Below are 25362 nucleotides of genomic sequence, written 5' to 3'. Positions count from 1 at the left end.
GATAATGGCGATCACTGCTGTCGCGCCTCCGGCCCTTGACGCTGACTCCTTCATCCTTGTCGATTGGCTGGAACTTACTGCTTTTTTTGATGAGAAGGGCCGCGCGAGGTTAGACGAAATAGACAATACAACCGAGATCCAGAAAGAGGATCATGCGGAAGATAATGGCACAGCGGACGCAGAAAAAGACGAACGGCGGGAAACCATCGAAAATGAAATTAACTCGCGAGTTGCTTCCTTGGGCGATGCCTATCCTTTTGTTTTAAGCGAAGATGGCGAGGAATTGCGTCTAAAGCCGCGGGGCGAGCGGCGTGGTCTCGGCTTTTATCTAACCTGCCTAGTCATTTCGCATTTTACGAAATCGCCAATCTTGAGCAATCCACCCTCCGGCGATGAGGCGGCGAAGGTCCGCAAGAGGCAATTCCAGACACTCGCGACGCTCGCGGTTGCTGGGCATGTGCAGGGGCCAGCGGTCTCTTTCGGCTGGCCGCGGGCAAGCGGTGAAACCATAACGGAAGCCGTGGGCCGCTGCTGCGAAGGATCAGGCACAGGAACTCCGCGCGTTCCGCCTGGCCCCGAAGCGGCCAAAAAGGCAAAAGATGGAGGCATGGACGTGATCGCATGGCGGCACGCCGACAACGGCCTGCCGCCTCCGGCAATGATGTATTTCGGACAAGCCGCCAGCGGGCATAATTGGAGCGGCAAAAGCGCCAATGACGAACTCGACCAGTTTCTCGGCGGTTACTTTTTGGACAGGCCCGCATGCTCGATGGTCGGTCTAACGGTTGTTCCGTTTCGGCTCAGCGAAGACGACCATAAGCTTTACGGCAAAAGGCACGGTCACATCCTAGACCGGCTGAGAACGCCGAAGGCTGCTATGAAAGGAATAGAGTTGGCTACCGTGAACGGAGTCCATGTGGACGAGGTAGATCGCGCGCACTCTTTGCTGTCATGGCTGGTGCGCTATCGGAATGAGCAAAGGGCTGCCTAAGCAGGAACCACGCAAATTTCATGTTCTGTGCGCTTGCGCTGAAGACTATAACGCACGGGTATCTGCTCGACGCTGGCCGCCGCGTAAACCTCTCGAATGAGCTGACAATCATCATAGGTGACGAGCCAATTTGGCACCGTTGGATTACCCGTTAAATACTGGGCAAGATCACGATGTTTTAGATCATTCATGGCATTAAGATAAAGCTTCGCACCTGCCTGCACATAGGGAGGGTCGATAAAGAAAAACGTCTCCTTCGCACGCTTTTTCGGGAACGACTTGATGAAGGCGATGCCGTCGAGATTGGTGAGTTCGATCCGATCTCGGCGTTGGCCCAACCAGATGATGCGCTTGCACATAGTGTCGGGATACCAACGCGCGTCAATGAGCCATTTACCGGTCTGAGCATATCCCCCGATAGGGCCGGCGCCAACGATAACACCGGAGCGGTTCGTTCGATTTAGGAAATAGGTGGCGAACCCCAACTCAAACGGGTCGCCGTCCAGCCTATTTTCTTCTACAATCTGGCGACAAGCATACCAAGTGGCGAGGTCCACTGTGGTCGCGCGGATGCGTTCTACGAAATCATCAGTCCGATGCAATATCGCCCACCATGCCGAATGGATGCGCCTGTCAAAGTCATTGAGGGCGATTCGTTCAACTGTTCCGCGGGCCATCAATTCGATGGCTGCGCCAGCACCGCCTGCATAGGGCTCCGCATATGTGGTAATTTTCTTGTAGGTGCGTATCTTCGATTCAAGCAAATCGGCCAAGAACGCCTTGCCACCAGGATAGCGGAACGGCGTAACCCCCGGGCCGTTGCGGTCCTTGGCTTTTCTGCCGAATTCCTGCTCATCGCTCATGGCCGCTCCCCTTACGCGCGCAGGTCTCTATCGCCAAGCCATCAATGAAACATTGATACGGTCATTGCGTCGATACGGTCATTGCGTCAATATTGTTGCCCCATGGGCCTTGCTTTCGGATTTGGGCTTCTGGCTCGCGCATACCCGGTCAACGATTTTGCGAAATCGTCAATGGTCAGGCGATAGCGACCGATTTGGCGTGATTCTATACAAGATAGTCACCCCCGCTGCGTCTCCGCGCGTCATCGTGCGCCACAACGGTAGTATGCGATTTTTCTCGCCCGGCTGATTTTTGCCGGTGACGCAAATCACTGCGTCGCCGGGAGAAAACCGTGACCCCCACGAAGCTGCTGATAGGCCAGATTTTCGTCGTTTTCGCACTCGTCATCGTGGGCGTCTGGGCCGCGACGCAATGGTGCGCGGCGCAGCTCGGTTATCAGCCGCAGCTTGGGCCGGCATGGTTCATTCTGTTCGACACGCCGGTCTATCGCCCGTGGGCGATATTCCCTTGGTGGTATCACTACGAGGCCTACGCGCCGGAGGTCTTCGACAAGGCCGGGATGATCGCGGGAGCCAGCGGCTTTCTCGGCTGCGCGTCCGCCATCGCCGGGTCGCTATGGCGCGCGCGCCAGTCGCGCCATGTCACGACATACGGCTCGGCGCGCTGGGCGACAAAAGGCGAGATCGACCGCGCCGGGCTGCTTAGCGAGCGCGGTGTTTTCCTTGGTCGTCTGCGCGAGCGCTACCTTCGCCACGACGGGCCGGAGCATGTCATGGCGTTCGCGCCGACGCGGAGCGGCAAAGGCGTCGGCCTCGTCATCCCGACGCTGCTAAGCTGGACCGGCTCGGCCATCGTCCACGATATAAAGGGCGAGAACTGGCAGCTTACCGCGGGCTGGCGCGCGTGCTTTTCGCACGTCCTGCTGTTCAACCCGACCGACCTTCGATCGGCAAAATATAATCCGCTGTTGGAGGTCAGGAAGGGCGCGAACGAGGTTCGCGACGTTCAGAACATCGCCGACATATTGGTCGATCCCGAAGGGGCGCTGGAGCGTCGGAACCACTGGGAGAAAACATCGCACTCGCTGCTGGTCGGCGCGATCCTCCACATACTCTATGCCGAGGAAGAAAAGACGCTCGCCCGCGTCGCAACCTTCCTGTCCGATCCGCAGCGCCCGTTCGTGACGACGCTGCGCCGGATGATGACCACCAATCATCTCGGCACGAAGGAAGCGCCGCAGGTCCACCCGGTCGTCGCGTCCGCCGCGCGCGAGGTGCTGAACAAATCGGAGAATGAGCGATCGGGCGTTCTCTCGACGGCCATGTCGTTCCTCGGCCTCTATCGCGACCCCACCGTCGCGGCCGTCACGTCGCGTTGCGACTGGCGCATTGCCGACTTGGCCGAAGCCGATCATCCCGTCTCGCTCTACCTGGTCATTCCGCCGTCCGACATTAGCCGCACCAAGCCGCTTGTGCGCCTGATGCTCAATCAGATCGGCCGCCGCCTCACGGAGAAGCTCGATGCCGCGCAAGCATGAGCTTCTGATGATGCTCGACGAGTTCGTCGCCTTGGGGCGGCTCGATTTCTTCGAGACGAGCCTCGCCTTCATGGCAGGCTATGGAATCCGGGTCTATCTGATCGCGCAGTCGCTCAACCAGGTCGATAAGGCCTACGGCGAGCATAATTCGATCCTCGATAATTGCCATGTGCGCGTCGTTTTCTCGACCAATGACGAGCGGACGGCAAAGAGGGTTTCCGATGCTCTCGGCGTCGCGACCGAACAGCGCGCCATGCGGAACTATGCGGGCCACAGGCTCGCCCCCTGGCTCGCGCACGTCATGGTCAGTCGGCAGGAGACGGCGCGCCCGCTGCTGACCCAAGGCGAGGTCATGCAGCTTCCGCCCGCCGACGAGCTGGTTCTTGTGTCTGGTATGGCCCCGATCCGGGCGAAGAAGCTGCAATATTATAAGGACGCCAATTTCCGCGCGCGGCTCCTGCCGCCGCCCGCGCTCGCGGTTGGCGACTATGCCGACCGACCGCCAAGCCGCCCCGACGACTGGACCGGGCTGGTCAGCGCGCCCGATAGCAGGCTCGGCAAAGCGGACGAGGAACCCGGTGCGGACGAGGACGGCGGCTTGCAGCAGCAGCGGCATCCGTCGATCGACGAGAAGCCGCCTCAGCCCGAACCTGCGACGCAACTCGAATTGCCCGACATGGAACGCGACGACGCCGACGCGGCGGCCGACAAGCGCGTCATGGACCGCGTTCGCGCGTCGCTGGTGCGCGGCCACGCGATGAATCAATCGCAGTCCCAAGACCTGCTGCCGGGGCTGTAGGCGATGAAGGTCCGGCAGAATCTCTACATCGACAGCGACTTGAGCGATGCGCTCGACGCGCTGGTTATCCGGCGCGGCGGCAACAAGTCACGGATCGTCAACGAGGCGCTTCGCGATTGGCTGGCGCGCCGCGCGACGAAGGAGGTCGACGACCTTCTGAAAGTCCGGCTCGACCGCATATCGCGCGAGGTCGCGGCAGGTCGCCGCGACATGGAGGTGGTGCTGGAGGCTCTGGCGCTGTTCGTGCGCTACCAGCTTACCGTCACCGCGCCGCTCCCCGAAGCCGACGCCGCTGCGCTCGCGACTGGCAATCAGCGTTTCGAGCGATTCATCGCCCAGCTTGGCCGCCAGATCGCGGGCGGCAAGCGGACACTCGACACCCAAAACATCATCGAGGCACAGCCATGACCGACGCGCTTTCTGCAGATCGCCGCCGCGCGATGCTCCGCACCGCTATGGGACCGGGTATCGCGGCGGCCCTATCCGACCCCGCCGTCATCGAGATCATGGTGAACCCCGATGGGGTGCTGCGTCTCGACCGGCTCGGCGAAGGCCGTATCGACACCGGAACCCGATACGACCCGGCGCAGATCGAACGCATCATTCGCCTGGTCGCCAGCCACGCCCGCACCGAGGCCCATGCGGCGGCGCCGATCATATCGGCCGAACTGCCGCCGCACGGCGAAGGCGCGGGCGAGCGGTTCGAGGGCGTCTTGCCGCCCGTCAGCCTCGCGCCCTGCTTCTCGATCAGAAAGCCCGCCGCCAGAATTTACACGCTGCTCGATTACGTTCGCGACGGCATCATGTCGGCCGACACGGCGCGGCTCTTGTCTATGGCGGTCGTCGAGCGACGAAACATTCTAGTCGCGGGCGGCACGTCATCGGGCAAGACGACGCTCGCCAATGCGCTGCTCGCCGAAATGGCCGGCCTCGACGAGCGCATTATCATCATAGAGGACACGCGCGAGCTGCAATGCGCGGCCAGCGATGTTGTCGCGCTCCGCACCCGCTCTATCGGCCCGACCGGAACCGGCGCGGTCACGATGGCCGAGCTTGTGCGCTCGACGCTCCGCCTTCGGCCTGACCGGATCATCGTCGGCGAGGTGCGCGGGCGCGAGGCGCTGGACATGCTCAAGGCATGGAACACCGGGCATCCGGGCGGCATCGCGACCGTCCACGCCAATAGCGCGGTCGCGGCGCTCTATCGCCTCGAACAGCTTGTTCAGGAAAGCGTCGTCACCGTCCCGCGCCGGCTGATTGCCGAAGCCATTGACATGATCGTTTTCATATCCGGGCGCGGCCTCGCGCGCCGCGTCGATAGCGTCGCGCGCGTCGTCGGCCTCGACGAGCACGGAAATTACGCCGTCCGCGATCTCACCCCCGATCCCACCGCTTTTGAAGGAGAATGACATGCGCCTGTCCCGCGTTCGCGAACCACACAAGATCATAACCGCCGCCGGTGCCGCGATGCTCGGCCTGGCTGTCGCCGCCACCGCGCAGGCCGCCGGATCGGGGATGCCGTGGGAGGAACCGTTGCAGCAGGTCTTGGAGTCCGTCCAAGGCCCGGTTGCCAAGATCATCGCCGTTATCATCATTATCGTGACCGGCTTGACCTTGGCGTTCGGGGAAACGGCGGGCGGCTTTCGCCGTTTGATTCAGATTATTTTCGGCCTCAGCATCGCGTTCGCGGCCAGCTCCTTCTTTCTCAGCTTTTTCAGCTTCGGCGGCGGGGCGCTCATCGCATGATCGGCGCGGGCAGCCACATCGAGGGTTTCGAGGCGCCGATGCACCGCGCGCTTGCCGAACCGATCCTGCTCGGCGGCGCGCCGCGGGCCATCGCGATCGTCAATGGCACGATCGCGGCGGCGCTGGGGCTGGGCTTGCAGCAATGGATTGCTGGCCTCGCAATGTGGGCGCTTGGTCACACGGTTGCGGTATTCGTCGCAAAGCGCGACCCGGATTTCGCGCCCGTCCTCGCCCGCCACCTTCGCCAGCGGGGTTATCTGACATGCTGAACCTGCGCGAATATCGCAGCCGGGCCGACCGCCTTGCGGACCATCTGCCGTGGGCGGCGCTGGTCGCTCCCGGCGTGGTGCTGAACAAGGACGGCAGCTTTCAGCGCACCTTGCGCTTTCGCGGGCCGGACTTGGAGTCCGCAACGGAGGCCGAGTTGGTCGGCGCCTGCGCGCGGGCTAACAATGTCCTCAAGCGTTTCGGATCGGGCTGGGCGCTCCACTTGGAAGCCGAACGCCGCGAGGCGCTGGGCTATCCCGACAGCGGCTTTCCCGACGCCGCGTCCTGGCTGGTCGATCAGGAACGGCGAGCGGCGTTCGAGAGCGCGGGCGCACACTATGAAAGCCGCTATTATGTGACGCTCACCTTCCTGCCGTCGCCGGATCAGGCGGACACGGCGGGCCGCGCGCTGGTCGAGCGTAGCGACGACGTGAAGGGCCGCGACTGGCGGCAGGCGCTTGCGAGCTTCGTCGCCGAAACCGATAGGGCGCTCGACCTGTTTTCGGGCTTCATGCCGGAGGTGCGCGCACTCGACGATGGCGAGACGCTGACGTTCCTTCACGGCGCCATATCGACGCGCCGCCACGCCGTCGCGGTCCCCGAAACCCCGATGTATCTCGACGCGATACTGACCGACACGCCGCTGACCGGTGGCCTCGAACCGATGCTTGGCGACCAGCATTTGCGGACGCTGACCATCATGGGCTTTCCCAATGTCAGCAGGCCCGGAATCCTCGACGCGCTCAATCACGAAGATTTCGGCTATCGCTGGGTGACGCGCTTCGTGGCGCTCGACAAGACCGACGCGACCAAGGCGCTCACCAAGCTGCGCCGCCAGTGGTTCAACAAGCGTAAGTCGGTGACGGCGCTCTTGCGCGAGGTTATCTATAATCAGCCGGTCCAGTTGCTCGACAGTGATGCCGACAACAAGGTCGTCGATGCTGACCTGGCATTGCAGGCGCTCGGGGCCGACCATGTTGCGTTCGGCTATCTGACCACGACCATAACCGTTGCCGATACCGATCGCGCCCGCGTCGAGGAAAAGGTGCGCGCGGTCGAGCGCATCGTCAACGGGCTGGGCTTCACCTGTATTCGCGAGAGCGTCAACGCGGTGGAGGCGTGGCTGTCGAGCCTGCCCGGCCATGTCTATGCGAACGTCCGCCAGCCAATCATCCACACGCTCAATCTCGCCCACCTCATGCCGCTGTCGTCGGTATGGGCGGGACCGGCGCGCAACGCGCACCTCGACGGCCCGCCTTTGCTCTATGCCGAAACCAGCGGCTCGACCCCGTTCCGGCTCAGCACCCATATTGGCGACGTGGGGCATATGATGATCGTCGGACCGACCGGCGCGGGCAAGTCCGTGCTGCTGACGCTCTTGGCGTTGCAGTTCCGGCGCTACCCCGACTCCCAAGTCTATATCTTCGACATGGGGCGGTCGGCGCGCGCGGCGACGCTGGCGATGGGCGGCGCGCATCATGGTCTTGGGCTTGGCGGCGATGCCGGAGAGACGATCGCTTTCCAGCCGTTGCGACACATCGACCGGCCCGACGAGCGGGCATGGGCGGCCGAGTGGATCGGCGCCCTGCTCGCCGGGGAGAATGTCCCGATAACGCCCGAGGTCAAGGAAGCCGTTTGGTCGGCGCTCACCAATCTCGCAACCGCGCCGATGGAGGAACGGACCCTGACCGGCCTGTCGCTGCTGCTGCAATCGGCGCCGCTGCGATCGGCGCTCGCGCCCTATACGCTCGAAGGGCCATTCGGCCGTCTGCTCGATGCGGCCGAGGACGACCTACATATGGCCGACGTCCAATGCTTCGAGATGGAAGCCTTGATGGGGTCGGAAAGCGTTGTCGCGCCGGTCCTCTCCTATCTGTTTCATCGTCTCGAAGAACGATTCACGGGCAAGCCGACGCTGCTCGTCCTCGACGAGTCATGGAAATATATCGACCATCCGCTGTTTTCCGAGCGCATCAGGGAATGGCTGAAAACCGTCCGCAAGAAAAATGTGTCGGTCGTCTTTGCCACCCATAACCTTTCGGAGATTGCCGCCAGCGCGATTGCGCCTGTCCTCATCGAAAGCTGCCCGCAGCGCATCCTGCTTCCCAACGATCGGGCGATCGAACCGCAAAGCCAGGCGGCCTATCTTCGCTTCGGCCTCAACGAGCGGCAAATCGAGCTGGTCAGCCGCGCGGTGCCGAAGCGGCAATATTATCTGCAATCGGCGCGCGGCAACCGGCTGTTCGAGCTGGGGCTAGGCCCGATCGCGCTCGCCCTTTGCGGTGCATCCGATCCCGACACGCAAAAGCGTATCGACGCGCTGCTCGCCGCACATGGCGCAGACGATTTCGTCGGCTGGTTCCTCTCCGATTCCGGCCTTGAATGGGCGGCTGACGCGGCCGCCTGTTTCCCCGCGTCCCCCGTGCAACCCTAAGGAGATATGAGATGAAGAAATATGTCATCGCCGCCTTGATCGGAACCGGCATCGTCGGCGCGATCGGTGCGGCATCGCTCGCCACCGCGCCGGCCTCCGCGCAGATCAGCGTGTTCGATCCCACCAACTACACGCAAAATCTGCTGACGGCCGCGCGGACGCTTCAACAGATCAACAATCAGATCCAGAGCCTTCAGAACGAAGCCCAGATGCTTGCGGGTCAGGCTAAGAACCTCTCGCGCATCGACTTCCCGCAGCTCGACCAGCTCCGCCAGAAGCTCGGCGAGATCGACAAGCTGATGGGGCAGGCGCAGGGCATCGACTTCCGCGTCGACCAACTCGACGAGCGGTTTCGGCAGCAGTTTCCCGACAGCTTCGGGACCGCGCTGAAACGGGACCAGCGGATTGCGGTCGCGAAACAGCGGCTCGATAATGAAATGGCCGCGTTCCGGCAGACGATGCAGGTTCAGAGCGGTATCGTCGAGAATGTCCGCGATGACGCGCAAACCCTCGCGGCGATCGTCGCCAAGAGCCAAGGCGCAGAAGGAAGTTTGCAGGCACAGCAGGCGACAAACCAGCTTCTCGCGCTCGCGACCAAGCAGCAGTTCCAGCTCCAGAACCTGATGGCGGCGCAGTTCCGAACCGAATCGCTCGAAGCGGCGCGGCGCGGCCAGAGCGCGCGCGAGGCCCGTGTCCGCACGAGCCGATTCCTCGGCGACGGCAAGGCCTACACGCCGCAGCCATAGCTTGGGCGGCGCTGCGCCCCTTGTTCCCCGGCGAGCGCCGTCCCGTCGCGGGGACCGCATGGCTCCCCCCTCTCGCGGCCAGCGGTTCCCGCGACCCCAATCCATTGCCTTTAAGGAGTCCCGTGCGTGCAGGATTTGAATGTCATCGACCAGTTCATGCAGGCGTTCATCGCCTATATCGACAGCGGTTTCGGGCTGCTCGGCGGCGATGTCGGTTTCCTGACCACGATCCTGATCGGCATCGATATCACGCTCGCCGGGCTGTTCTGGGCGCTTGGCGGTGAGGACGACGTCATCGGCAAGTTTTTGAAGAAGATTCTCTATGTCGGCGCCTTCGCGCTGATATTGAACAGCTTTCCGCTCCTCACCGACATCATCTTCCGCAGTTTCGCCGGACTGGGACTGACCGCGGGCGGCAGCGCGATCGGCGCGCAGGATTTGCTGATGCCGGGCCGGCTCGCGGGAACCGGATTCGAGGCCGCCTTTCCGCTTCTGGTGCAAGCGAAAGAGCTCGTCGGCCCGATCGACTTCTTCAATAATTTCGTCGAGATCGCGGTGCTGGTAATTGCCTGGGTGATCGTCATCGCGGCCTTCTTCATTCTCGCGATCCAGCTTTTCATCACGATCTTGGAATTCAAGCTGACGAGCCTCGCGGGCTTCGTGCTGGTTCCCTTCGCACTCTGGAATCGCACATCCTTCCTCGCCGAGCGTGTGCTGGGCAATGTCGTCTCGTCCGGCATCAAGGTGATGGTGCTGGCGGTCATCGTCGGTATCGGTTCCAACTATTTTGCCGACTTCACCGGCGCGATTGCCGGCGAGGAGGTGTCGATCGAGCAGGCGGTATCGCTGATGCTCGCGAGCCTGGCCCTGTTCGGCCTCGCTATCTTTGGTCCCGGCATTGCGTCCGGGTTGGTCGCGGGCGCCCCGCAGCTCGGCGCCGGTTCCGTCGTCGCGACAACCGCATTGGCCGCAGGCGGCTTCGCGATGGGCGGAGCCGGCGCTGTTGCCGCTACGCGGGGCGTTGCCGGCGCCGGTCTCGGCGCGCTTCGCGCCGGAACGGCGATGGGGAGCGCAGCTTCGACGGCTTACAAGCTGGGCCAGGAAACGTCCGGCACCTCGACCATCGGCGCCGGTATCGGCGGCATGGCGAGCGCCGCCAAAGGGGCTGCCGCCAACCGGATGCACAATGCCCTCGGCCTTCGCGCTGCTGCCGCGCGCGGTCAGCAAGCCGCCTGGGCCGCGGGAACCAGCGGTGCATCGAGCGCCGCCAGCGGCAGCGCCGCCGGTGACGCATCGCCGCCGGCATGGGCGCAAAAACTCCACGCCACCCAGGCTAGCCGTCACCGCCGTCAGATGGCGATCCACGCCGTTCAATCGGGCGATCGTGGCGGCGCCGGGATCACACCGGACATCAAGGAAAGGGATTAAGTCATGAGATTCAAACGAGCCGTGCAGCGCTATGGGCAGACGCCCGAACCTGAAACTCCCTATCAACGCGCCGGACAACTATGGGACGAGCGCATCGGTGCCGCCCGCGTTCAGGCGAAGAATTGGCGGCTGATGGCGTTCGGTGGGCTGCTGCTCACCGCGGGCCTGTCGTCCGCGCTGATCTGGCAGTCGATGCAGAGCCATGTTGTGCCCTATGTCGTCGAGGTCGACACTCTCGGTGAGGCGCAGGCGGTCGCGCCGGCAGACACGGAGTATCAGGCGACCGACCCGCAGATTGCCTGGCACCTTGGCAAGTTCATCGTCAATGTCCGCTCGCGTTCGCTCGATCCGGTGCTCATGCGTGAGAACTGGCTATCGGCATACGACTTCGCCACCGAACGCGCGTCGCTCTTCCTTGGCGAATATGCCCGCGCCGATAATCCGTTCGCGGATGTAGGCCGTCGCACGGTGTCGGTACAGGTGACGAGCGTGGTCCGCGCATCGGATAGTAGCTTTCAGGTCAAATGGACCGAGCAGGCTTATGAACGCGGCAGCCTGTCGGGCACTTCGCGCTGGACCGCGATGCTGACCGTGAAGGTGCAGCCGCCACGCTCGGCCGAGGTGCTGCGCAAGAACCCGCTCGGCCTTTATATCGACGCGATCGACTGGTCCCGCGAACTCGACACCGATGTTCTGAAACCGCTCGATCGCTTCCCGAGACCGGACGAATTGGTCGCGCCGGAACCGCCCGCCGATATGCCGATCGACCCCGAACCGCCGCAGACCCCCGAAAGGAATGAACCATGATCCGCGCCGTCATCCTGTCGGTTAGCGTCCTTGCGCTTGCCGTTCCCGCCGCCGCCCAGCCGACCGCAAAGGTCGCCGCCGCCAACAAGGCCGCGCTGCGCGAGCCGTCGAACGCCGGATTCGTCGGCGCGGTGCAGGTCTATCCCTATAGCGACGGGACGCTCTATCGGCTCTATGCCGCCCCCGAGCGCATCACCGACATTGCTTTGCAGCCTGGCGAGGCGGTCACGTCGGTTGCCGCGGGTGATACCGTGCGCTGGACCGTTGGCGACACGACCAGCGGCAGTGGCGCAGAGCAGCGCACCCATATTTTCGTGAAGCCCTATTCGGCAGGACTTCGCTCGAATCTCGTCATCACGACTGACAGGCGCGTCTATCACATCGAACTCGAAAGCCGATCGACCGGCGCGATGGCGGCGCTGTCGTGGACCTATCCGAAAGACGAGCTGATCGCGCTGCGCCGCCAGCAGGACGCGGCAGCAGCAGCCGCGCCGATCGCGTCGGGCCTCGCGGTCGATCGCCTCAATTTCCACTATGCGATTTCCGGCGACAAACCTGCATGGCGTCCGCTGCGCGCGTTCGATGATGGGCGGCAGACCTTTATCGAGTTTTCGCCGAGCATTGCGGTTGGCGAGGCGCCGCCGCTGTTCGTCATTGGGGACGACGGCGAGGCGCAACTTGTGAACTACCGGGTCGCGGGCCGCTACTATGTCGTCGATCGGCTGTTCGGCGCGGCCGAGTTGCGCCTTGGCGGCAAGAAGCAGCAGATCGTGCGGATCGAGACGGCGCAGCCGAAGCGGAGGAAAGGCAAATGATCGACCCGGCTATCCCGCCCGTCAGCACCGCACCGGCCAAGGCCGACCCCGAAACGCTCGCCCTTCGCGCCGCGCCGGGTCGCGTGACCCGCTTTCGGCGCGGCGCGATCGTCGCCATTGCCGCTGTCGGATCGACCGCGATTGTCGGCGTCACATGGCTGGCGTTGAAGCCTGCGAGTATCGGCATCATCGCACCCGCCGACGACAAGCTGCATGGCGCGAAGGCGCCGCCCGATGCACTCGCGGGCGCTCCCGTCAGCTATGGCGACGTGCCGCAACTCGGGCCGCCGCTCCCCGGCGACCTTGGCAAGCCGATCCTCGACCATCAGCGCAAAATCGGGATGGCGCCGATCGAGTCCGCGGACGAGGCGGCGCGGCGCACGGCGCAGGAGGCCGAAGCCGAACGCCAGCGCATCGCGGCCGAACAGCGCGCGGCCCGCGAGTCCGGCGTCATGCTGCAAGTCGCCGGCAACGCCGCATCTGCTCGCCCGGTCGCGGTCACGGCAGAACAGACGCCCGAGTTGCCAGCGTCGCCGCAGGCCGCAGACGATCCGAACGGACAGCAGCGCAAGAACGCAATGATCGGCAAAGCGAACGCGGGCGGCGACGTAAACCCGCACAGGCTGACCGCGCCCGTCTCACCCTGGACCGTGCAGGCGGGCAGCGTCATCGCGGCGAGCCTCATCACCGGGCTTATTTCCGATTTGCCGGGGCTGGTGACGGCGCAGGTCACGGAAAATGTCTATGACAGCGTGACCGGCCAAAGCCTGCTTATCCCGCAAGGCTCGCGGCTGGTCGGCAGTTACGATAGCGTCGTCGCGTTCGGCCAAAGCCGCGCGCTGGTGGTCTGGCAGCGCATCATCCTTCCCGATGGTTCGTCAATCCGCATCGACAATGTTCCCGCGACCGACACGCAGGGCTATGCGGGCCTCGCCGACAAGATCGACCGGCACACATGGCAGCTATTGAAGGGCGTCGCGCTCTCGACGCTGCTTGGTGTCGGCTCGGAATTGAGTTTTGGCAGCAGCGAGAGCGACCTTGTTCGAGCGATCCGCGAGTCCGCGCAGCAGAGCGGCGCGCGCGCGGGCGACCAGCTCGTCACCCGCAATCTCAATATCCAGCCGACTATGCGCGTCCGGCCCGGCTGGCCGCTGCGTGTCATCGTCCACAAGGATATTGTCGTCGGGCGGCCGTGGGGAGGCGGAAATGGCTGACCTGAAATTGCCGAAGCTGCCGGAGCGAACGCCGAAGAGAATCACGTTCAACGCCATGCCGGGTTTGTTCGAGGCATTGAACGCTTATGCCGACGCTTACGAAGCGGCATACGGCAGGCGTGAATCCGTGCCGGACCTTATTCCTGCAATGCTTACGGCTTTCATCGAAACCGATCGCCGCTTTCACCGAGGGAGGCGGAAGCCATGAGCAAGATGCAGAGCAGGCAAGGGCCGCAAGTTGCGTCCGAGGACCGCCACCATATCGAACCGATCAGCGTCCGCATATCCGCCGCGGTTAAACTCACTGGCATCGGACGGTCGACGCTCTACGAACTCATCAAGGCCGGAGAGCTAGAAACTGTAAAAGTCGGTCGATCGACCTTCATTCGATACGCCAGCCTCAAGCGCCTGTTCGAGAAAAGCTAGGGCGCCGCGAGCGAGCCGCAGGGGATGGCCGGCAAAATCCCTTGCGCCTGTCTATAGGCAATTTACCCTGCAATTCTCCGTTTTTCGTCAGATGCAGGGTAATGGACCGGCAGGCCCGCCACCGAACTTTTTCGATTCCCATTTTCGCGAAGTTCGACCCTCTATTCGATTCCCATTTTTCGTTATAGTCGCGTGAGGGTGTCAGCGAGGGTATGTCTCGGCCGATTGGAAATAATATTCATTATAAACATCATCTTAGGAAGGTGATGCGGCTCCCTGCTTCGACGAAGGACAGGCACGGCTAGGGGCGAAATGTCGCGGACCGCGGCCCTTGGATTTTCGTCCTTACAATCCGTGTGTACAAACCCATATAGCATCTATCGCGGCCCTCCTTTTTGTAAGCCGCCGCGGCTGAGAGCCTGTGCTCCCGCTTACGCAGAGGAGCCACGCCATGAATCGCCCCGACACCGCCGAAAGAACCGTCGCATCGTCTCGCCCCGTGCGCCATTTCCACAAATATCGAAGCCCGCTCTCCCTCGATCATGCCCGGCGTCAGGGTGACATCAGCCAGCTTGCCTATCTGGTGATGGGCGGACGCGAACCTGCCATCGCCTTTCTCAATGGAGAAAATGTCGTGCTTGGCGGAAGGCCGCTCGCCATCGCAACCGCCAGCCCGGAGGGCTATGTGCAGGTCGCGGAGATCATCCGCTCTGGTGCTTCCGTGCCGGAATCGACGTGAGCCGCGCGATCAACCTCGCGTTGCCTGAGGCCGATGTCAGGGAAATCTGCCGTGCGTCGGGAGTGGCTATCAGTGCGATCGAGCGGTTGCCGTCAGGCGGCACGCGCTTGGTCTGCACGACCAGTAGCGGCGCCGACGAAATCCGCCTCAGACTCGCTGGCCACCTGATCGAAGGCGCGGTCGATCGATTCCGCTTCTATAGGCCATCCCCGACCGGTTGATGGCATGCAATGGCGCCGGAGGCGGCCTAGCTCGATCAGAAGAAAGCGGGCGCGACGAAACTTAGGGGGAAGCCGCGGGTTGAGACCTTATCCCCGCTGACCGAAGGATCCGATCATGGCGAAGAAGCCCGTGCCGTCACCCGCCGCAGACCATGCACTTCGTGACCACCAACCGGGAGAGGGCCAGCCGGCGCCGATTGACAGCAGAGGCGATGGCGATGAACTGCATCAGCAAGTCGGAGATGGAGTCGCCGATGCGGCGGCTTATCTCACCGATAATTTCGGTCACCGTATCTCCGACAATCAGAATTCGCTTCGCGCCGGCGCACGCGGGCCGACCTTGCTCGAGGATTTCGCCCTCCGCGAGAAAATCTTCCATTTCGACCATGAGCGCATTCCCGAACGCATCGTCCATGCGCGCGGGTCGGGCGCGCACGGCGTGTTCGAATGCACCAGGGCGATTCCCGAACTGACCAAGGCGTCGATCTTCCAGAAGGAAGGGGCGAGTTGTCCGGTTTTCGTTCGCTTCTCGACCGTCGCCGGCGGCGCCGGATCGGTCGACACGCCGCGTGACGTGCGCGGCTTTGCGGTCAAGCTCTACACCGAAACCGGTAATTGGGATCTGGTCGGCAACAATATCCCGGTCTTCTTCATCCAGGACGCGATGAAGTTCCCAGATCTCGTCCACAGCGTGAAGATGGAGGCCGACCGCGGTTATCCGCAGGCGGCGAGCGCACACGACACCTTCTGGGACTTCATCGGCCTGATGCCCGAATCGATGCACATGATCATGTGGGCGATGTCCGACCGCGCGATCCCGCGCAGCTTCCGCATGATCGAAGGCTTCGGCGTTCATACCTTCCGCTTCGTCAACGATGAGGGTGCGGGCAAATTCGTCAAATTCCACTGGAAGCCCGTGCTCGGCATCCAGTCGACGACATGGGACGAAGCGGTCAAGATCGCCGGCGCCGATCCCGATTTCCATCGCCGCGACCTGTTCGAGGCGATCGAAGCGGGCGACTTCCCGGCGTGGGATCTCGGCGTGCAGGTGTTCGACGAGGCGTTCGCGGCCAAGCAGCCCTATGACGTGCTCGATGCAACCAAGCTGATCCCCGAGGACGATATCCCGGTCGAGATTATCGGGCGCATGACGCTCAACCGTAACGTCGACAATTTCTTCGCCGAGACCGAGCAAGCCGCCTTCCTGCCGTCGAACATCATCCCCGGCATCGATTTCAGCAACGACCCGCTGCTGCAGGGCCGGCTCTTCTCCTATCTCGACACGCAGAAGTCGCGGCTAGGAACGACCAATTTCCACCAGATTCCTATCAATGCGCCCAAATGCCCCTTCCACAATTTCCAGCGCGACGGGATGATGCAGACGCTCGTGCCGACCGGGCGCGCCAATTACGAACCCAACAGCCTCGCCGAAGCGGGTGAGAATGGCGGTCCGCGGGAGAGTGCGGAGGCGGGCTTCACGACCTTCAGCGCCAACGACGAGCGCAACGATCCCGCGCAAAAGCTCCGTATCCGTGCCGAGCTATTCGCGGATCATTTCAGCCAGGCGCGGCTCTTCTACCTGTCGCAGACCGCGAATGAGCAGGCGCATATCGCCTCGGCGCTGGTCTTCGAACTGTCAAAGGTCACGCTCGATCACGTCCGCGCGCGTGTCGTCGGCCAGCTTCGCAACATCGACGAGGATCTGGCGAAGCGCGTTGCCGCGGGCCTCGCGATCGACCTGCCGCCCAAGGAAAGGGCTGCGCGAGCGCCGGTCGATCTCAAACCCTCCGATGCGCTGTCGATTCAGAAGAATGCCGATGACACGATGGAGGGCCGCAAGGTCGCGATCCTCTTTGCCGAAGGGTCGGACAAGATGGCGATTGACAAGCTGAAAGCCGATATCGAAGGCACCGGCGGTACCCCGTTCCTGGTCGCGCCCAAGGTCGGCGGGATCAAGGTCAAGGGCGGCACGCTCAAGGCCGATGGCCAACTCGCCGGATCGCCTTCGGTGCTGTTCGACGCGGTCGCCTCGATCCTGACAGAAGAACAGGCCAAGGCGCTTTCGGTGCAGGGTGCGGCGGTGCAGTGGTTCATGGACGCCTATGGCCATTGCAAGACCATCGCGCATGACGACGCGACCCAGATATTGCTCGACAAGGCGGGCGTCGAAAAGGACGGCGGCGTCGTTGCGATCGACGCCTTCGCCGATGTCGGCACGCGGCGCCACTGGGCGCGCGAAGCCAGGGTGCGCGATCTTGCCTGATCGCCTACGTTGATGGCGGCCGCGTCCGCGACCCATCACCGCGATCTCCGCACCGGCCGGTCGATCTGGTCGGCGCGGCGTCGTCCGGCGATCTCGTCAAGGCCTTTGACGCGCGATATCGCGTGCGATGCAATCGTCGTCGGTGCCGGCGTATCGGGCGCGTTGATCGCGGAGGCGCTGTCAGAAGCAGGGCTCACGACCGTCATCGTCGATCGTCGCGGCCCCGCCGAAGGGTCGACTGCGGCATCGACGGCGATGCTGCAATATGAACTCGACACGCCGCTCTCGCTGATGGCGGAGCGGATCGGGCGCGAGAAGGCCGAGCGCATCTGGCGCCGCTCGCGCCAGGCGGTCGATGCGCTGCGCGAGCGGACCGAGCGGCTGGGCCTCGCCGTCGACGGCGCGACGCGCGGTTCCATCTATCTCGACGGCAATGTCCTCGACGCCGACGGCCTGGCGCGCGAAGCCGACGCCCGCCGGCGCGCGGGTTTCGAGGTCGAGCTTCTCAAACCCGCCGCGGTGTTGGAGCGCTACGGGATCAAGGGACGCCATGCGCTGATCGGTTTCGGCAATTATTCCGCCGACCCGCGCCGGATGACCCTTGGCTATCTGAACGCCGCCATCGCGCGCGGCGCCCGGCTCTATTCGCCGGTCGATATCTGCGACATCGACGCGCGCGAAGACGGCGTGACGCTTCACAGCGCGCGCGGTCCCGAGATCCGTGCGCGCCATGTGGTCATGGCGACGGGCTACGAGATGATGAAGGGCATCCCGCGCAAGGGAAACAGGATCATATCGAGCTGGTCGATCGCGACCCGCCCTCAGCCCCGCGCCATCTGGTCGACGGCCGCGATGATCTGGGAAGCCGCCGACCCCTATCTCTACATCCGCACCACCCCGCGCGGCGAGGTCATATGCGGCGGCGAGGATGAGGAAATCGCGGACGCGGGCGAACGCGACGCGAAGCTTCCCGGCAAGATCAGAACCCTGTCGCGCAAGCTCGCCGCGCTGCTGCCGGAAATCGACGCGACTCCGGTCCATGGCTGGGCCGGCAGCTTCGGCGACAGCCCTGTCGGCACCCCGACGATCGGCCGCATCCCGCGCATGCCCAACTGCTATGCAGCCATGGGTTATGGCGGGAATGGCATCACCTTCTCGATGATGGCGGCGCAGATGCTGCGCGGGCTGATCTGCGGCTATGGCGATCCCGACGCGGACCTCGTCAGCTTCCATCGAAAATTCTAGGCGGGTCCGCGCAACGCAGTCGCGCCATCGCACCTGTCAGTGTCTTTTCCTGCTTCCGATGAGCAGCATGGTCTTGGCGCCGTCGCTGGTGTAGGGTCGATCCTTCACCGCCACCGATAGCGCGGCCGCTTTACCCATCGGCGCTCCATCATACCGAGTGCCGCCGGCATGGCGGCTCTTTCCGAAAGGATCGCTATTGCCCCATGACACCAGCCTTCTCGCCATGCTCGTTATGGGACTGGTCCTCGCTTTCATCGGCGGATTCATTGCCAGCAGGCTGAAGCTGCCGCCGCTCGTCGGCTATCTGCTCGCAGGCGTGGCGGTCGGCCCCTTCACTCCCGGCTTCGTCGGCGATGCTGCGCTGGCGAACCAGCTCGCGGAGATCGGCGTGATCCTGCTGATGTTCGGTGTCGGGCTGCATTTCTCGATCAAGGATTTGGTCGCTGTCCGCAGGATCGCCATCCCCGGCGCGCTCGTCCAGATCGTGGTTGCGGCCCTGCTCGGGGCGGGCCTGGCGCATCTCTGGGGCTGGACCACCGGGGCGGGCCTGGTTTTCGGTCTTGCCCTGTCGGTCGCGTCGACCGTCGTGCTGCTGCGCGCGCTCGAGCAGCGCAATACGCTCGATTCGATCAACGGCCGGATCGCCGTGGGTTGGCTGATCGTCGAGGATCTCGTCATGGTGCTGGCCCTTGTGTTGCTGCCGGCGTTAGGGCGCGCGCTGGGAGGGGAAGGAGCTTCGGGCGGCGCGGGCGATATCGCGCTCGTCTTGCTTGTCACGCTCGGAAAGGTTGCGCTGTTCCTTGCGCTTGTCCTGATCGTCGGAACGCGCGCCGCGCCCTGGATATTGGAACGTGTCGCTCGAACGGGCTCGCGCGAATTGTTCACTCTGTCGGTTCTCGCGACCGCGCTCGGTATCGCTTTCGGCTCGGCCGCCCTGTTCGGCGTGTCCTTCGCACTCGGCGCCTTCTTTGCTGGCGTGATCCTCAGCGAAAGCGATTTCAGTCATCGGGCGGCCGCGGACTCGCTGCCGTTGCAGGATGCTTTTGCCGTCCTGTTCTTCGTCTCGGTCGGGATGCTGTTCGATCCGGGCATCCTGGTCCGTGAACCGTCCGCCGTTCTGGCAGTGCTGGCGATCATTCTGGCCGGCAAGTCGGTTGCGGCGTTTGGGATCGTGCTGGCCTTCGGCTATCCGGCGCGGACGGCGCTGACCGTCTCGGCGAGCCTGGCGCAGATCGGCGAGTTCTCCTTCATCCTGATCGGCCTGGGCGTCACCTTGGGGCTGGTCGAGGCGGAAGCGAGGGACTTGGTCCTCGCCGGCGCGCTGCTGTCGATTACGCTCAATCCGCTCGTCTTCATCGCTTTCGACGGCTTCGAGAGATGGCTGCGACGACGACCGCGGCTGTTGGCATTGCTGGAGCGGGGAGGCGATGAGAGCCTTTCCCGTCTGCCCGACGCGAAGCACAGCAGCTTTCGCCATCACGCGGTCGTTGTCGGCTACGGCCGGGTCGGGCGCGTGGTCGGTAGGATGCTCAAGAGCGAAGGTCTTCCCGTTATCCTCGTCGACAAGGATCGACGCCGCGTCGAGGCGCTGCGCGAGCGCGGCATTACGGCCATCTATGGCGAAGCATCGACCCCGGGTATTCTCGAGGCGGCGGATATCGCCCAGGCGCGGCTGCTCGTGATCGCGACGCCGGATGGCTTTCAGACACGGCGCATCATCGAGATCGCGCGCGAGCTCAATCCCGAAATCGACACCGCGATCCGGACCCACAGCGAAGCCGAGGTCGCCCATCTCGAAGGTCAGGGCGTCGGCCTCGCGATCATGGGCGCGCGCGAGCTGTCGTTCGGCCTCGCCGGCTATGCGCTGCGCAGCCTCGGCATTTCGAAGAAGCGCGTAGCGGCCATCGTTCAGAAGGAGCGCATATCCGGGGAAGGCGGCGCGTTCGAGCGCCGGCCCGACATACCGCCTCGCGAAGCGCCAGAACTGCGCCAGCGCCGGGGGGATGACGAGGATGCAGGCTGATCCGGTGCGCAGGCCCATTCTGCGTGGCGAATTGATGCCCGCATCATGTCCGTCTGTGATAGGATGTGTCATCACCCGATTTCGATCGCAAGCTTCCCGTGACTGAGAGACCTCGAGCTCCCGCTTGCCCAGCGGGAGTCTATTCGATGATTTCCATCCACGAACCCTCGCGATCTTTCGGCCGGATCATTCGGTTGTGGAACCGGCTTCTCCATCACGGGCTGGAACATGTTCCGCAAACGATGGGAAACGCGTTTCACCAGTCGCGGCGCCGGCGACACGACCTCGAGCGCGCAATCGAAAGCTGGGAGCGCGAAAACGACGCCTGCTCGGGGGCGCCGCAAACAGCCCATCCTCAAGTCGTGTCGTCGTCTTCTGTCCAGCATGCCCTTGAGCAATGGGACAATGAGGGCGGAGCACAACCAGCGAAAGGAACGCGATCATGATACTGCACAATCTATTCGGCCGTCACCTCGTCGATTTCAAGGCGAGCCACTGGGATCGGGGGCGCTTCGTCAGCCATTGCACCGTTTGCGGTTGCGAGATGGTCAAACTACCCGGCTTGGTATGGCAGGCGAGCGGACGGCGGGGCTGAGACGATCGGCTCTGCCGCTCGACCGGACGGAATCGCTCTATTAGCGACCCGGCATGATAAACAGGAACAATGCCCTATCCCGCGCGTCTTCTCCAAGCCCACTACCGGGCAATTGAAGAGAGGAGAATGGTCATGGTCAACCCCGACCAGAACCAGACCGGCAGCCAGCCGGGCCGCAAGTCGGAAGGCGAGCGCCAGCCCCAGCAGGAGGACGGCGGCCGCCGTCAGCCCGGCCAGCCGGACCGCGACAAGCGGCCTCAGCAGGGTGGAGAAGCGGAAAAGCCGGGCAAGCAGAGCAGCTAGTCCGAGCTAACCGATCGTCCCCAGGCCGGGCTGCGTGTCGATACGTGGCCCGGTTTCGTTTTGGAAGTGTCCTGCCGCGCTTCAAGTCATTCCCGCTCGCCGACAGTATCCGATTTCCCTTCACATGCGGGAACGGCGTGCCTGTGCAACCGCGTCGGCAAGGCTGGTGTAGCGATAACCGTCCAGGAGATAGGTCGCGGCGGGCACGCGGGTAATGCCGTATCGATCCAGTGTTTCACGCTCGGCGGCGTCGATACCGCCGCATTTGCATGACCGGTGGTTGCCGGACGGGGTCTTGTCCATGTCGAAGCCTTTCAATCCTTGAGCTGGTCGAGAAGTGTCGTGATCCTGATCGTGGCGACGGTCGAAAAGGCGTCCGATATGGCATAGGGAAGCAGGATGCGCTCTCCGACCTTGATGGCGCCGCACGAATAGACGACGTTCGGGACATAGCCATGGCGCTCCGCGGTCGCGGGCTGGACGAGCGGTACGCGCGAGCGCCCGAGCACGCGCGAGGGATCGTCCTTGTCGAGCAGAACCGCGCCGATCGAATAATGGCGTACGGGGCCGACGCCATGGGTGAAGAGCAGCCAGCCTTCGTCGAGTTCGATGGGCGAGCCGCAATTGCCGATTTGGACGAACTCCCAAGGATATTTGGGCTTCACGATCACCTCGCCGAGGCCCCATTCGTGGAGGTCGTCCGACAGGATGAGGTGCAGGCTCTCATTGTCGTGGCGCGCGATCATCGCATAGCGCCCGCCGATCTTTCGCGGAAAAAGCGCCATCCCCTTGTTGTGCGCCGCAGCGCCCTTGAGCGGTGCCAGATGGAATGTCACGAAGTCCCGGGTTTCGATCAGCTCCGACCTTATGCCGCTTCCGCTGTAGGCGGTGAAGGTCGCATAATAGATGGTCTGGCCTTCGTCATGGAAGGCGACGAAGCGGGCATCCTCGATCCCGTTCGCCTGCCTCTCGGTGACGGGGAAGATCACCCGCTCCGCGATGTCGCTGGCGGGATCGAAGCCGAGTTCCAGACGATCGCCGACACGGGCGGTCACGACGGGCGTCGCGGCGAGCCGCGCGGGCGGGTCGATGGTAACGGTTCCGTCGGCGGCCAATATTCCCGACCGGAACGTCAGGGAAGAGATGTGGCCTTCGCCGACCGCGCGCAGGCTAAGGATGAAGCGGCGGCATCCTGCGGCGACTCCCGACTGGTCGGGGTGCGGCACGATGCTGGGATTGAACAGCGCGGCTGCTTCGAAGCTGTACTCATGAAGAAAGTAGGCGCCGACGAGCTGACGCTGCGCCTGCGAGAAGCTCTTGTGAGCTGTGAAGGCATCCTCCATTTCCGCGGCGCGCCGTTCGAATATTGCGGGGAGGTTGCGGTGCCGGTCGTCGAAGTTTCGCAGCGTTTCGGCAAGCAGCGCGTCGGTCTCGTCCGCGGTCATTGCGAGGACGCGGTCGACGATGTGATTGGCGCGGGTCTTGTCGACGGGATGCAGGTCTCGGGGTTCGACCGCCGGCCGGAACGGCCGGACGACGACGCGCGACGGGTCGGGCCGCAAGTGAAGCGCCTGCCGGTTGAAGAAGGGCGCGGATGGCGGAGCCCCGTCAGGCATTGATGGCTTCGTGTGTGGATGGGCTCGGCTGTGACGGCGCCCGCCGGTCCGCCGCTCTCAGGCGCTGCATATCGGCCAGCGCGAGCAGGAAGGATAGCACCGCTTCCGCCCCCCGGTTCTCGTTCGCGCGGTCCGGGTGGAGGCCGTCGCGGCAACTGCCCGTCGCGAGGTCAGCCAGCTTGATGCCGAGATCGTTCGCGCCAAGAAACCATGCGAAGGCGCGCTCGGCTTCCGCACGCCACGAAGAGTCTGGATCGACGCCTTTCGCCGCGATACAGGCCGCGATCGTCGCGCAAGCCTCCAGCGGCTGTTGATCGAACGGTTCGGGACTATTGCGCGAGGTCATCAGGAAGCCATGCGAGCCGACGGGCCGGAAATGACCTTCGGGCGCCGTCTGCATCGCCACCAACCAGCGCAGACTTCGCAATCCCGCTTCGACCATGGTCGCCGAGAGCGCTGCGGCGCCCGTGACGATCAGCGCTTGCGGCAGCCGGGCGTTGTCATAGCTGAGGCCATTTTCGAACCATGTCCATTCGGGACCTTCCTGTTCGCCCAGCAACCTTTCGAGGCGGCCGGCGAGTTCGGCACGCAGGCGCGCGGCGGCATGATCTTCGGCATAAACCGCGCAATAGGATGCGAGGCCGAGCAAGGTGAACGCCCAGGACCGCGGTGAGGTGAAGGCCTCGACGTCGGCCAGCGCCTCGCTGAACAGCTCTTTTGCCCAGCGCGCATGGCCAAGGGAGCAGGCACGCGCACTATAGGCGCCCAGCGCCCAGAGCGTCCGCCCGTGACTGTCCTCCGAGCCCGCATCTTCCAGCCATCGCCGGTCGAAGCCCATGAAATTGCGAAAACGCCGATTGCCCGGATTCCAGCCGTGCTGGATGAAGGCCGCGAATGTGGATGACAGCCGGCGCGCCAGCGGCGCATCGGGGCCGCCGGCGAGACCGCAGCACAGGAGCAGCGCCCGTGCATTGTCGTCGATGCAATATCCATGACTGCGGTCGGCGATTGCGTGAACGGCATGCTGGAATATCCCCGTGTCGTCGGACATCGCGGCGAGATGGTCGAGCGAGATCGGTGGGAGGTCGGGTTGGACGTTCGTCCGCAGGCGGACTGGCCCGGGTTCGGGCATCCCCGCCTGGCCGCCGGACGCGAGCCTGCGCTCACGGCAAGCCTTGCGAAAGCTCGCGGCATAGCGCCGCGCCGAATTGGCCCAGATCATGGGGCGGCTCGCCGCATAGGCCTTGCGCCCCATCGCCAGACGTTCGGTGTCGTTGCCCAGCAGATCGGAAATCGCCGGGCCGAAGCCTGCCGGATTGTCGAACGGGATCAGGACGCCCGACCCGTCGGCGAGCAACTCGGCGGCGTGCCAATAGGGCGTGGAAACGACCGGACGCCCCAGACCATGCGAATAGGCGAGCGTTCCCGACGTCATTTGCGCCGCCGCCAGATAGGGCGTCGCATAGACATCGCACATCGCGATATGGTCGAGCAGTTCGGGGCGGTCGACGAAACGGTTGATGAACGCGACATGGTCATCGAGGCCAAGCTCGCGTACCCGCGCCGTCAGCGTGTCGCGATAACGCTCGCCCTCACGGGCCAGCAAGGCGGGGTGGGTGGCGCCCATCACCACATAGAGGACATCGGGCGTGCGCCGGACAATCTCGGGCATGGCCTCGATCATCGTCTCGATACCTTTGTTCGGGCTCATCAGCCCGAATGTCAGGATCACCTTGCGATCGATAAACCCCAACCGCTCCTTGGCGGCTCGCGCCGAGGCGAGCGGAACATCGGGAATGCCGTGGGCGATAACGTCAATCTTCCCCCGATCGGCGCCATAGACATTGATCAGCATGTCGCGGGCCTTGTCGGCCATGACGACCACCCGCGCCGATGCGGTAACGATATCCTTCATGACGCGGCGCTGCGCCGTGGTCGGCCGATCGAGAACCGTGTGCAAGGTGGTGACGAGCGGCGCATCGAGCCTCGCTACGAGGCCGAGAATCAGCGCGCCTGCCTCGCCGCCGAAGATGCCGAACTCATGCTGGAGGCAGACGAGATCGAACGCCTCGCGATTGATGAAATCGGCGGCGGCGCGATAGTCGGCCACCTGGCCCTGCCGGATTGTCTTGCGGACGGCTGGCGGAAATTCGTGGTCGCCGCCCGGCTCGATCATCGCGACAATGGCCGTATCCGCAACCTCGCCGAGCGCGCCGACCGCGAGTTCGAGGTCGGTCGTGAAGGTGGCTATGCCGCAGCGGCGCGGGAGGGCATTGCCGACGA

General features: G+C 63.8%; 24 protein-coding genes and 1 pseudogene. 21 read left to right on the top strand and 4 right to left on the bottom strand.

From position 1 onward, the window contains the following. Positions 1-4: 4 nt before the first annotated feature. Positions 5-991: a hypothetical protein gene (locus SGR02S_RS19930; protein ID WP_156482943.1), complete on the top strand. Its 987-nt coding sequence runs from the start codon at positions 5-7 to the stop codon at positions 989-991. Here the strand turns inward: SGR02S_RS19930 and SGR02S_RS02860 are convergent. After that, positions 988-1854, bottom strand: a complete 867-nt coding sequence (locus tag SGR02S_RS02860) for a DNA adenine methylase (protein ID WP_082796911.1) — start codon at positions 1852-1854, stop codon at positions 988-990. The two genes, SGR02S_RS19930 and SGR02S_RS02860, sit on opposite strands and share 4 nt — an antisense overlap. 332 nt (positions 1855-2186) lie before the next feature. Between SGR02S_RS02860 and SGR02S_RS02855 the strand changes: the two are divergent. The 20 genes and pseudogenes from SGR02S_RS02855 to SGR02S_RS19920 all read left to right on the top strand — a co-directional run bounded on the left by SGR02S_RS02855 (position 2187) and on the right by SGR02S_RS19920 (position 21463). Then, positions 2187-4191 (top strand): annotated as a pseudogene (locus tag SGR02S_RS02855) (conjugal transfer protein TraG). Positions 4192-4194: 3 nt separating this feature from the next. Continuing rightward, positions 4195-4599, top strand: coding sequence for a ribbon-helix-helix protein, CopG family (locus tag SGR02S_RS02850; RefSeq protein ID WP_067105505.1), 405 nt, complete (start codon positions 4195-4197; stop codon positions 4597-4599). Continuing rightward, positions 4596-5600, top strand: a complete 1005-nt coding sequence (gene trbB, locus SGR02S_RS02845) for a P-type conjugative transfer ATPase TrbB (RefSeq protein ID WP_067105504.1) — start codon at positions 4596-4598, stop codon at positions 5598-5600. Before SGR02S_RS02850 ends, trbB begins: the two co-directional genes overlap by 4 nt. A 1-nt stretch (position 5601) precedes the next feature. Beyond that, positions 5602-5937, top strand: a complete 336-nt coding sequence (locus SGR02S_RS02840; protein WP_067105503.1) for a TrbC/VirB2 family type IV secretion system protein — start codon at positions 5602-5604, stop codon at positions 5935-5937. Beyond that, a complete protein-coding gene (locus tag SGR02S_RS02835; RefSeq protein WP_067105502.1) occupies positions 5934-6206 on the top strand; it encodes a VirB3 family type IV secretion system protein in 273 nt (90 codons plus the stop codon). Before SGR02S_RS02840 ends, SGR02S_RS02835 begins: the two co-directional genes overlap by 4 nt. After that, positions 6200-8638, top strand: coding sequence for a conjugal transfer protein TrbE (gene trbE, locus SGR02S_RS02830; RefSeq protein WP_067105501.1), 2439 nt, complete (start codon positions 6200-6202; stop codon positions 8636-8638). Before SGR02S_RS02835 ends, trbE begins: the two co-directional genes overlap by 7 nt. Positions 8639-8649: 11 nt before the next feature. After that, entirely contained in the window at positions 8650-9384 is a 735-nt protein-coding gene (trbJ, locus tag SGR02S_RS02825; protein ID WP_067105500.1) for a P-type conjugative transfer protein TrbJ, read from the top strand. A 126-nt stretch (positions 9385-9510) separates the two neighbouring features. Then, on the top strand, positions 9511-10812 hold the full coding sequence (trbL, locus tag SGR02S_RS02820) for a P-type conjugative transfer protein TrbL (protein WP_067105499.1): 1302 nt from the start codon (positions 9511-9513) through the stop codon (positions 10810-10812). A 3-nt stretch (positions 10813-10815) separates the two neighbouring features. Continuing rightward, positions 10816-11619 (top strand): conjugal transfer protein TrbF, encoded by an 804-nt coding sequence (trbF, locus tag SGR02S_RS02815; RefSeq protein WP_067105498.1) that lies wholly within the window; start codon positions 10816-10818, stop codon positions 11617-11619. Then, on the top strand, positions 11616-12434 hold the full coding sequence (gene trbG, locus SGR02S_RS02810) for a P-type conjugative transfer protein TrbG (RefSeq protein WP_067105497.1): 819 nt from the start codon (positions 11616-11618) through the stop codon (positions 12432-12434). The genes trbF and trbG overlap by 4 nt, the downstream gene beginning before the upstream one ends. Further along, positions 12431-13648, top strand: coding sequence for a TraB/TrbI/VirB10 family type IV secretion system protein (locus tag SGR02S_RS02805; RefSeq protein ID WP_067105496.1), 1218 nt, complete (start codon positions 12431-12433; stop codon positions 13646-13648). The genes trbG and SGR02S_RS02805 overlap by 4 nt, the downstream gene beginning before the upstream one ends. Next, positions 13641-13856 (top strand): DUF2274 domain-containing protein, encoded by a 216-nt coding sequence (locus SGR02S_RS02800; RefSeq protein ID WP_067105495.1) that lies wholly within the window; start codon positions 13641-13643, stop codon positions 13854-13856. The genes SGR02S_RS02805 and SGR02S_RS02800 overlap by 8 nt, the downstream gene beginning before the upstream one ends. Continuing rightward, positions 13853-14074 (top strand): helix-turn-helix domain-containing protein, encoded by a 222-nt coding sequence (locus SGR02S_RS02795; RefSeq protein WP_082737238.1) that lies wholly within the window; start codon positions 13853-13855, stop codon positions 14072-14074. Before SGR02S_RS02800 ends, SGR02S_RS02795 begins: the two co-directional genes overlap by 4 nt. Positions 14075-14525: 451 nt before the next feature. Continuing rightward, on the top strand, positions 14526-14813 hold the full coding sequence (locus SGR02S_RS02790; protein WP_156482942.1) for a hypothetical protein: 288 nt from the start codon (positions 14526-14528) through the stop codon (positions 14811-14813). After that, complete coding sequence (locus SGR02S_RS02785) at positions 14810-15034, top strand: hypothetical protein (protein WP_067105493.1); 225 nt, start codon at positions 14810-14812, stop codon at positions 15032-15034. The genes SGR02S_RS02790 and SGR02S_RS02785 overlap by 4 nt, the downstream gene beginning before the upstream one ends. 115 nt (positions 15035-15149) lie before the next feature. Next, complete coding sequence (locus SGR02S_RS02780; protein ID WP_156482941.1) at positions 15150-17297, top strand: catalase; 2148 nt, start codon at positions 15150-15152, stop codon at positions 17295-17297. Positions 17298-17309: 12 nt separating this feature from the next. After that, positions 17310-18542 (top strand): NAD(P)/FAD-dependent oxidoreductase, encoded by a 1233-nt coding sequence (locus SGR02S_RS02775; RefSeq protein WP_067105492.1) that lies wholly within the window; start codon positions 17310-17312, stop codon positions 18540-18542. A gap of 157 nt (positions 18543-18699) precedes the next feature. Further along, the gene (locus SGR02S_RS02770) at positions 18700-20565 is read left to right on the top strand and encodes a cation:proton antiporter domain-containing protein (RefSeq protein ID WP_369691224.1); all 1866 of its coding nucleotides are present in this window, start codon (positions 18700-18702) and stop codon (positions 20563-20565) included. Positions 20566-21007: 442 nt separating this feature from the next. Continuing rightward, on the top strand, positions 21008-21160 hold the full coding sequence (locus SGR02S_RS19925) for a hypothetical protein (protein ID WP_156482940.1): 153 nt from the start codon (positions 21008-21010) through the stop codon (positions 21158-21160). A gap of 126 nt (positions 21161-21286) precedes the next feature. After that, positions 21287-21463, top strand: coding sequence for a hypothetical protein (locus tag SGR02S_RS19920; RefSeq protein WP_156482939.1), 177 nt, complete (start codon positions 21287-21289; stop codon positions 21461-21463). A 120-nt stretch (positions 21464-21583) separates the two neighbouring features. On the opposite strand, the gene SGR02S_RS19915 is transcribed toward SGR02S_RS19920, so the two are convergent. Genes SGR02S_RS19915 through SGR02S_RS02760 form a run of 3 tightly spaced genes read right to left on the bottom strand, consistent with a single transcriptional unit; the run spans position 21584 to position 25255 of the window. Beyond that, the gene (locus tag SGR02S_RS19915; RefSeq protein WP_156482938.1) at positions 21584-21766 is read right to left on the bottom strand and encodes a hypothetical protein; all 183 of its coding nucleotides are present in this window, start codon (positions 21764-21766) and stop codon (positions 21584-21586) included. A gap of 11 nt (positions 21767-21777) precedes the next feature. Beyond that, a complete protein-coding gene (locus SGR02S_RS02765; RefSeq protein ID WP_067105490.1) occupies positions 21778-23079 on the bottom strand; it encodes a glycoside hydrolase family 130 protein in 1302 nt (433 codons plus the stop codon). Next, positions 23072-25255 (bottom strand): glycosyltransferase family 4 protein, encoded by a 2184-nt coding sequence (locus SGR02S_RS02760; RefSeq protein WP_255211374.1) that lies wholly within the window; start codon positions 25253-25255, stop codon positions 23072-23074. The genes SGR02S_RS02765 and SGR02S_RS02760 overlap by 8 nt, the downstream gene beginning before the upstream one ends. Positions 25256-25362: the final 107 nt, after the last annotated feature.

The organism is Sphingopyxis granuli NBRC 100800 (assembly GCF_001591045.1).
Classification (GTDB): Bacteria; Pseudomonadota; Alphaproteobacteria; order Sphingomonadales; family Sphingomonadaceae; genus Sphingopyxis; species Sphingopyxis granuli.
Note: the sequence above shows the minus strand (reverse complement) of the source record. Positions and strands in the feature narration are given on the sequence as shown.

Coding starts and splice junctions, on each gene's coding strand:
- SGR02S_RS19930 (WP_156482943.1), top strand. CDS start 5: ATGGCGATCACTGCTGTCGCGCCTCCGGCCCTTGACGCTGACTCCTTC.
- SGR02S_RS02860 (WP_082796911.1), bottom strand. CDS start 1,854: ATGAGCGATGAGCAGGAATTCGGCAGAAAAGCCAAGGACCGCAACGGC.
- SGR02S_RS02850 (WP_067105505.1), top strand. CDS start 4,195: ATGAAGGTCCGGCAGAATCTCTACATCGACAGCGACTTGAGCGATGCG.
- trbB (WP_067105504.1), top strand. CDS start 4,596: ATGACCGACGCGCTTTCTGCAGATCGCCGCCGCGCGATGCTCCGCACC.
- SGR02S_RS02840 (WP_067105503.1), top strand. CDS start 5,602: ATGCGCCTGTCCCGCGTTCGCGAACCACACAAGATCATAACCGCCGCC.
- SGR02S_RS02835 (WP_067105502.1), top strand. CDS start 5,934: ATGATCGGCGCGGGCAGCCACATCGAGGGTTTCGAGGCGCCGATGCAC.
- trbE (WP_067105501.1), top strand. CDS start 6,200: ATGCTGAACCTGCGCGAATATCGCAGCCGGGCCGACCGCCTTGCGGAC.
- trbJ (WP_067105500.1), top strand. CDS start 8,650: ATGAAGAAATATGTCATCGCCGCCTTGATCGGAACCGGCATCGTCGGC.
- trbF (WP_067105498.1), top strand. CDS start 10,816: ATGAGATTCAAACGAGCCGTGCAGCGCTATGGGCAGACGCCCGAACCT.
- trbG (WP_067105497.1), top strand. CDS start 11,616: ATGATCCGCGCCGTCATCCTGTCGGTTAGCGTCCTTGCGCTTGCCGTT.
- SGR02S_RS02805 (WP_067105496.1), top strand. CDS start 12,431: ATGATCGACCCGGCTATCCCGCCCGTCAGCACCGCACCGGCCAAGGCC.
- SGR02S_RS02800 (WP_067105495.1), top strand. CDS start 13,641: ATGGCTGACCTGAAATTGCCGAAGCTGCCGGAGCGAACGCCGAAGAGA.
- SGR02S_RS02795 (WP_082737238.1), top strand. CDS start 13,853: ATGAGCAAGATGCAGAGCAGGCAAGGGCCGCAAGTTGCGTCCGAGGAC.
- SGR02S_RS02790 (WP_156482942.1), top strand. CDS start 14,526: ATGAATCGCCCCGACACCGCCGAAAGAACCGTCGCATCGTCTCGCCCC.
- SGR02S_RS02780 (WP_156482941.1), top strand. CDS start 15,150: ATGGCGAAGAAGCCCGTGCCGTCACCCGCCGCAGACCATGCACTTCGT.
- SGR02S_RS02775 (WP_067105492.1), top strand. CDS start 17,310: ATGGCGGCCGCGTCCGCGACCCATCACCGCGATCTCCGCACCGGCCGG.
- SGR02S_RS19925 (WP_156482940.1), top strand. CDS start 21,008: ATGATACTGCACAATCTATTCGGCCGTCACCTCGTCGATTTCAAGGCG.
- SGR02S_RS19920 (WP_156482939.1), top strand. CDS start 21,287: ATGGTCATGGTCAACCCCGACCAGAACCAGACCGGCAGCCAGCCGGGC.
- SGR02S_RS19915 (WP_156482938.1), bottom strand. CDS start 21,766: ATGGACAAGACCCCGTCCGGCAACCACCGGTCATGCAAATGCGGCGGT.
- SGR02S_RS02765 (WP_067105490.1), bottom strand. CDS start 23,079: ATGCCTGACGGGGCTCCGCCATCCGCGCCCTTCTTCAACCGGCAGGCG.
- SGR02S_RS02760 (WP_255211374.1), bottom strand. CDS start 25,255: ATGATCGAGCCGGGCGGCGACCACGAATTTCCGCCAGCCGTCCGCAAG.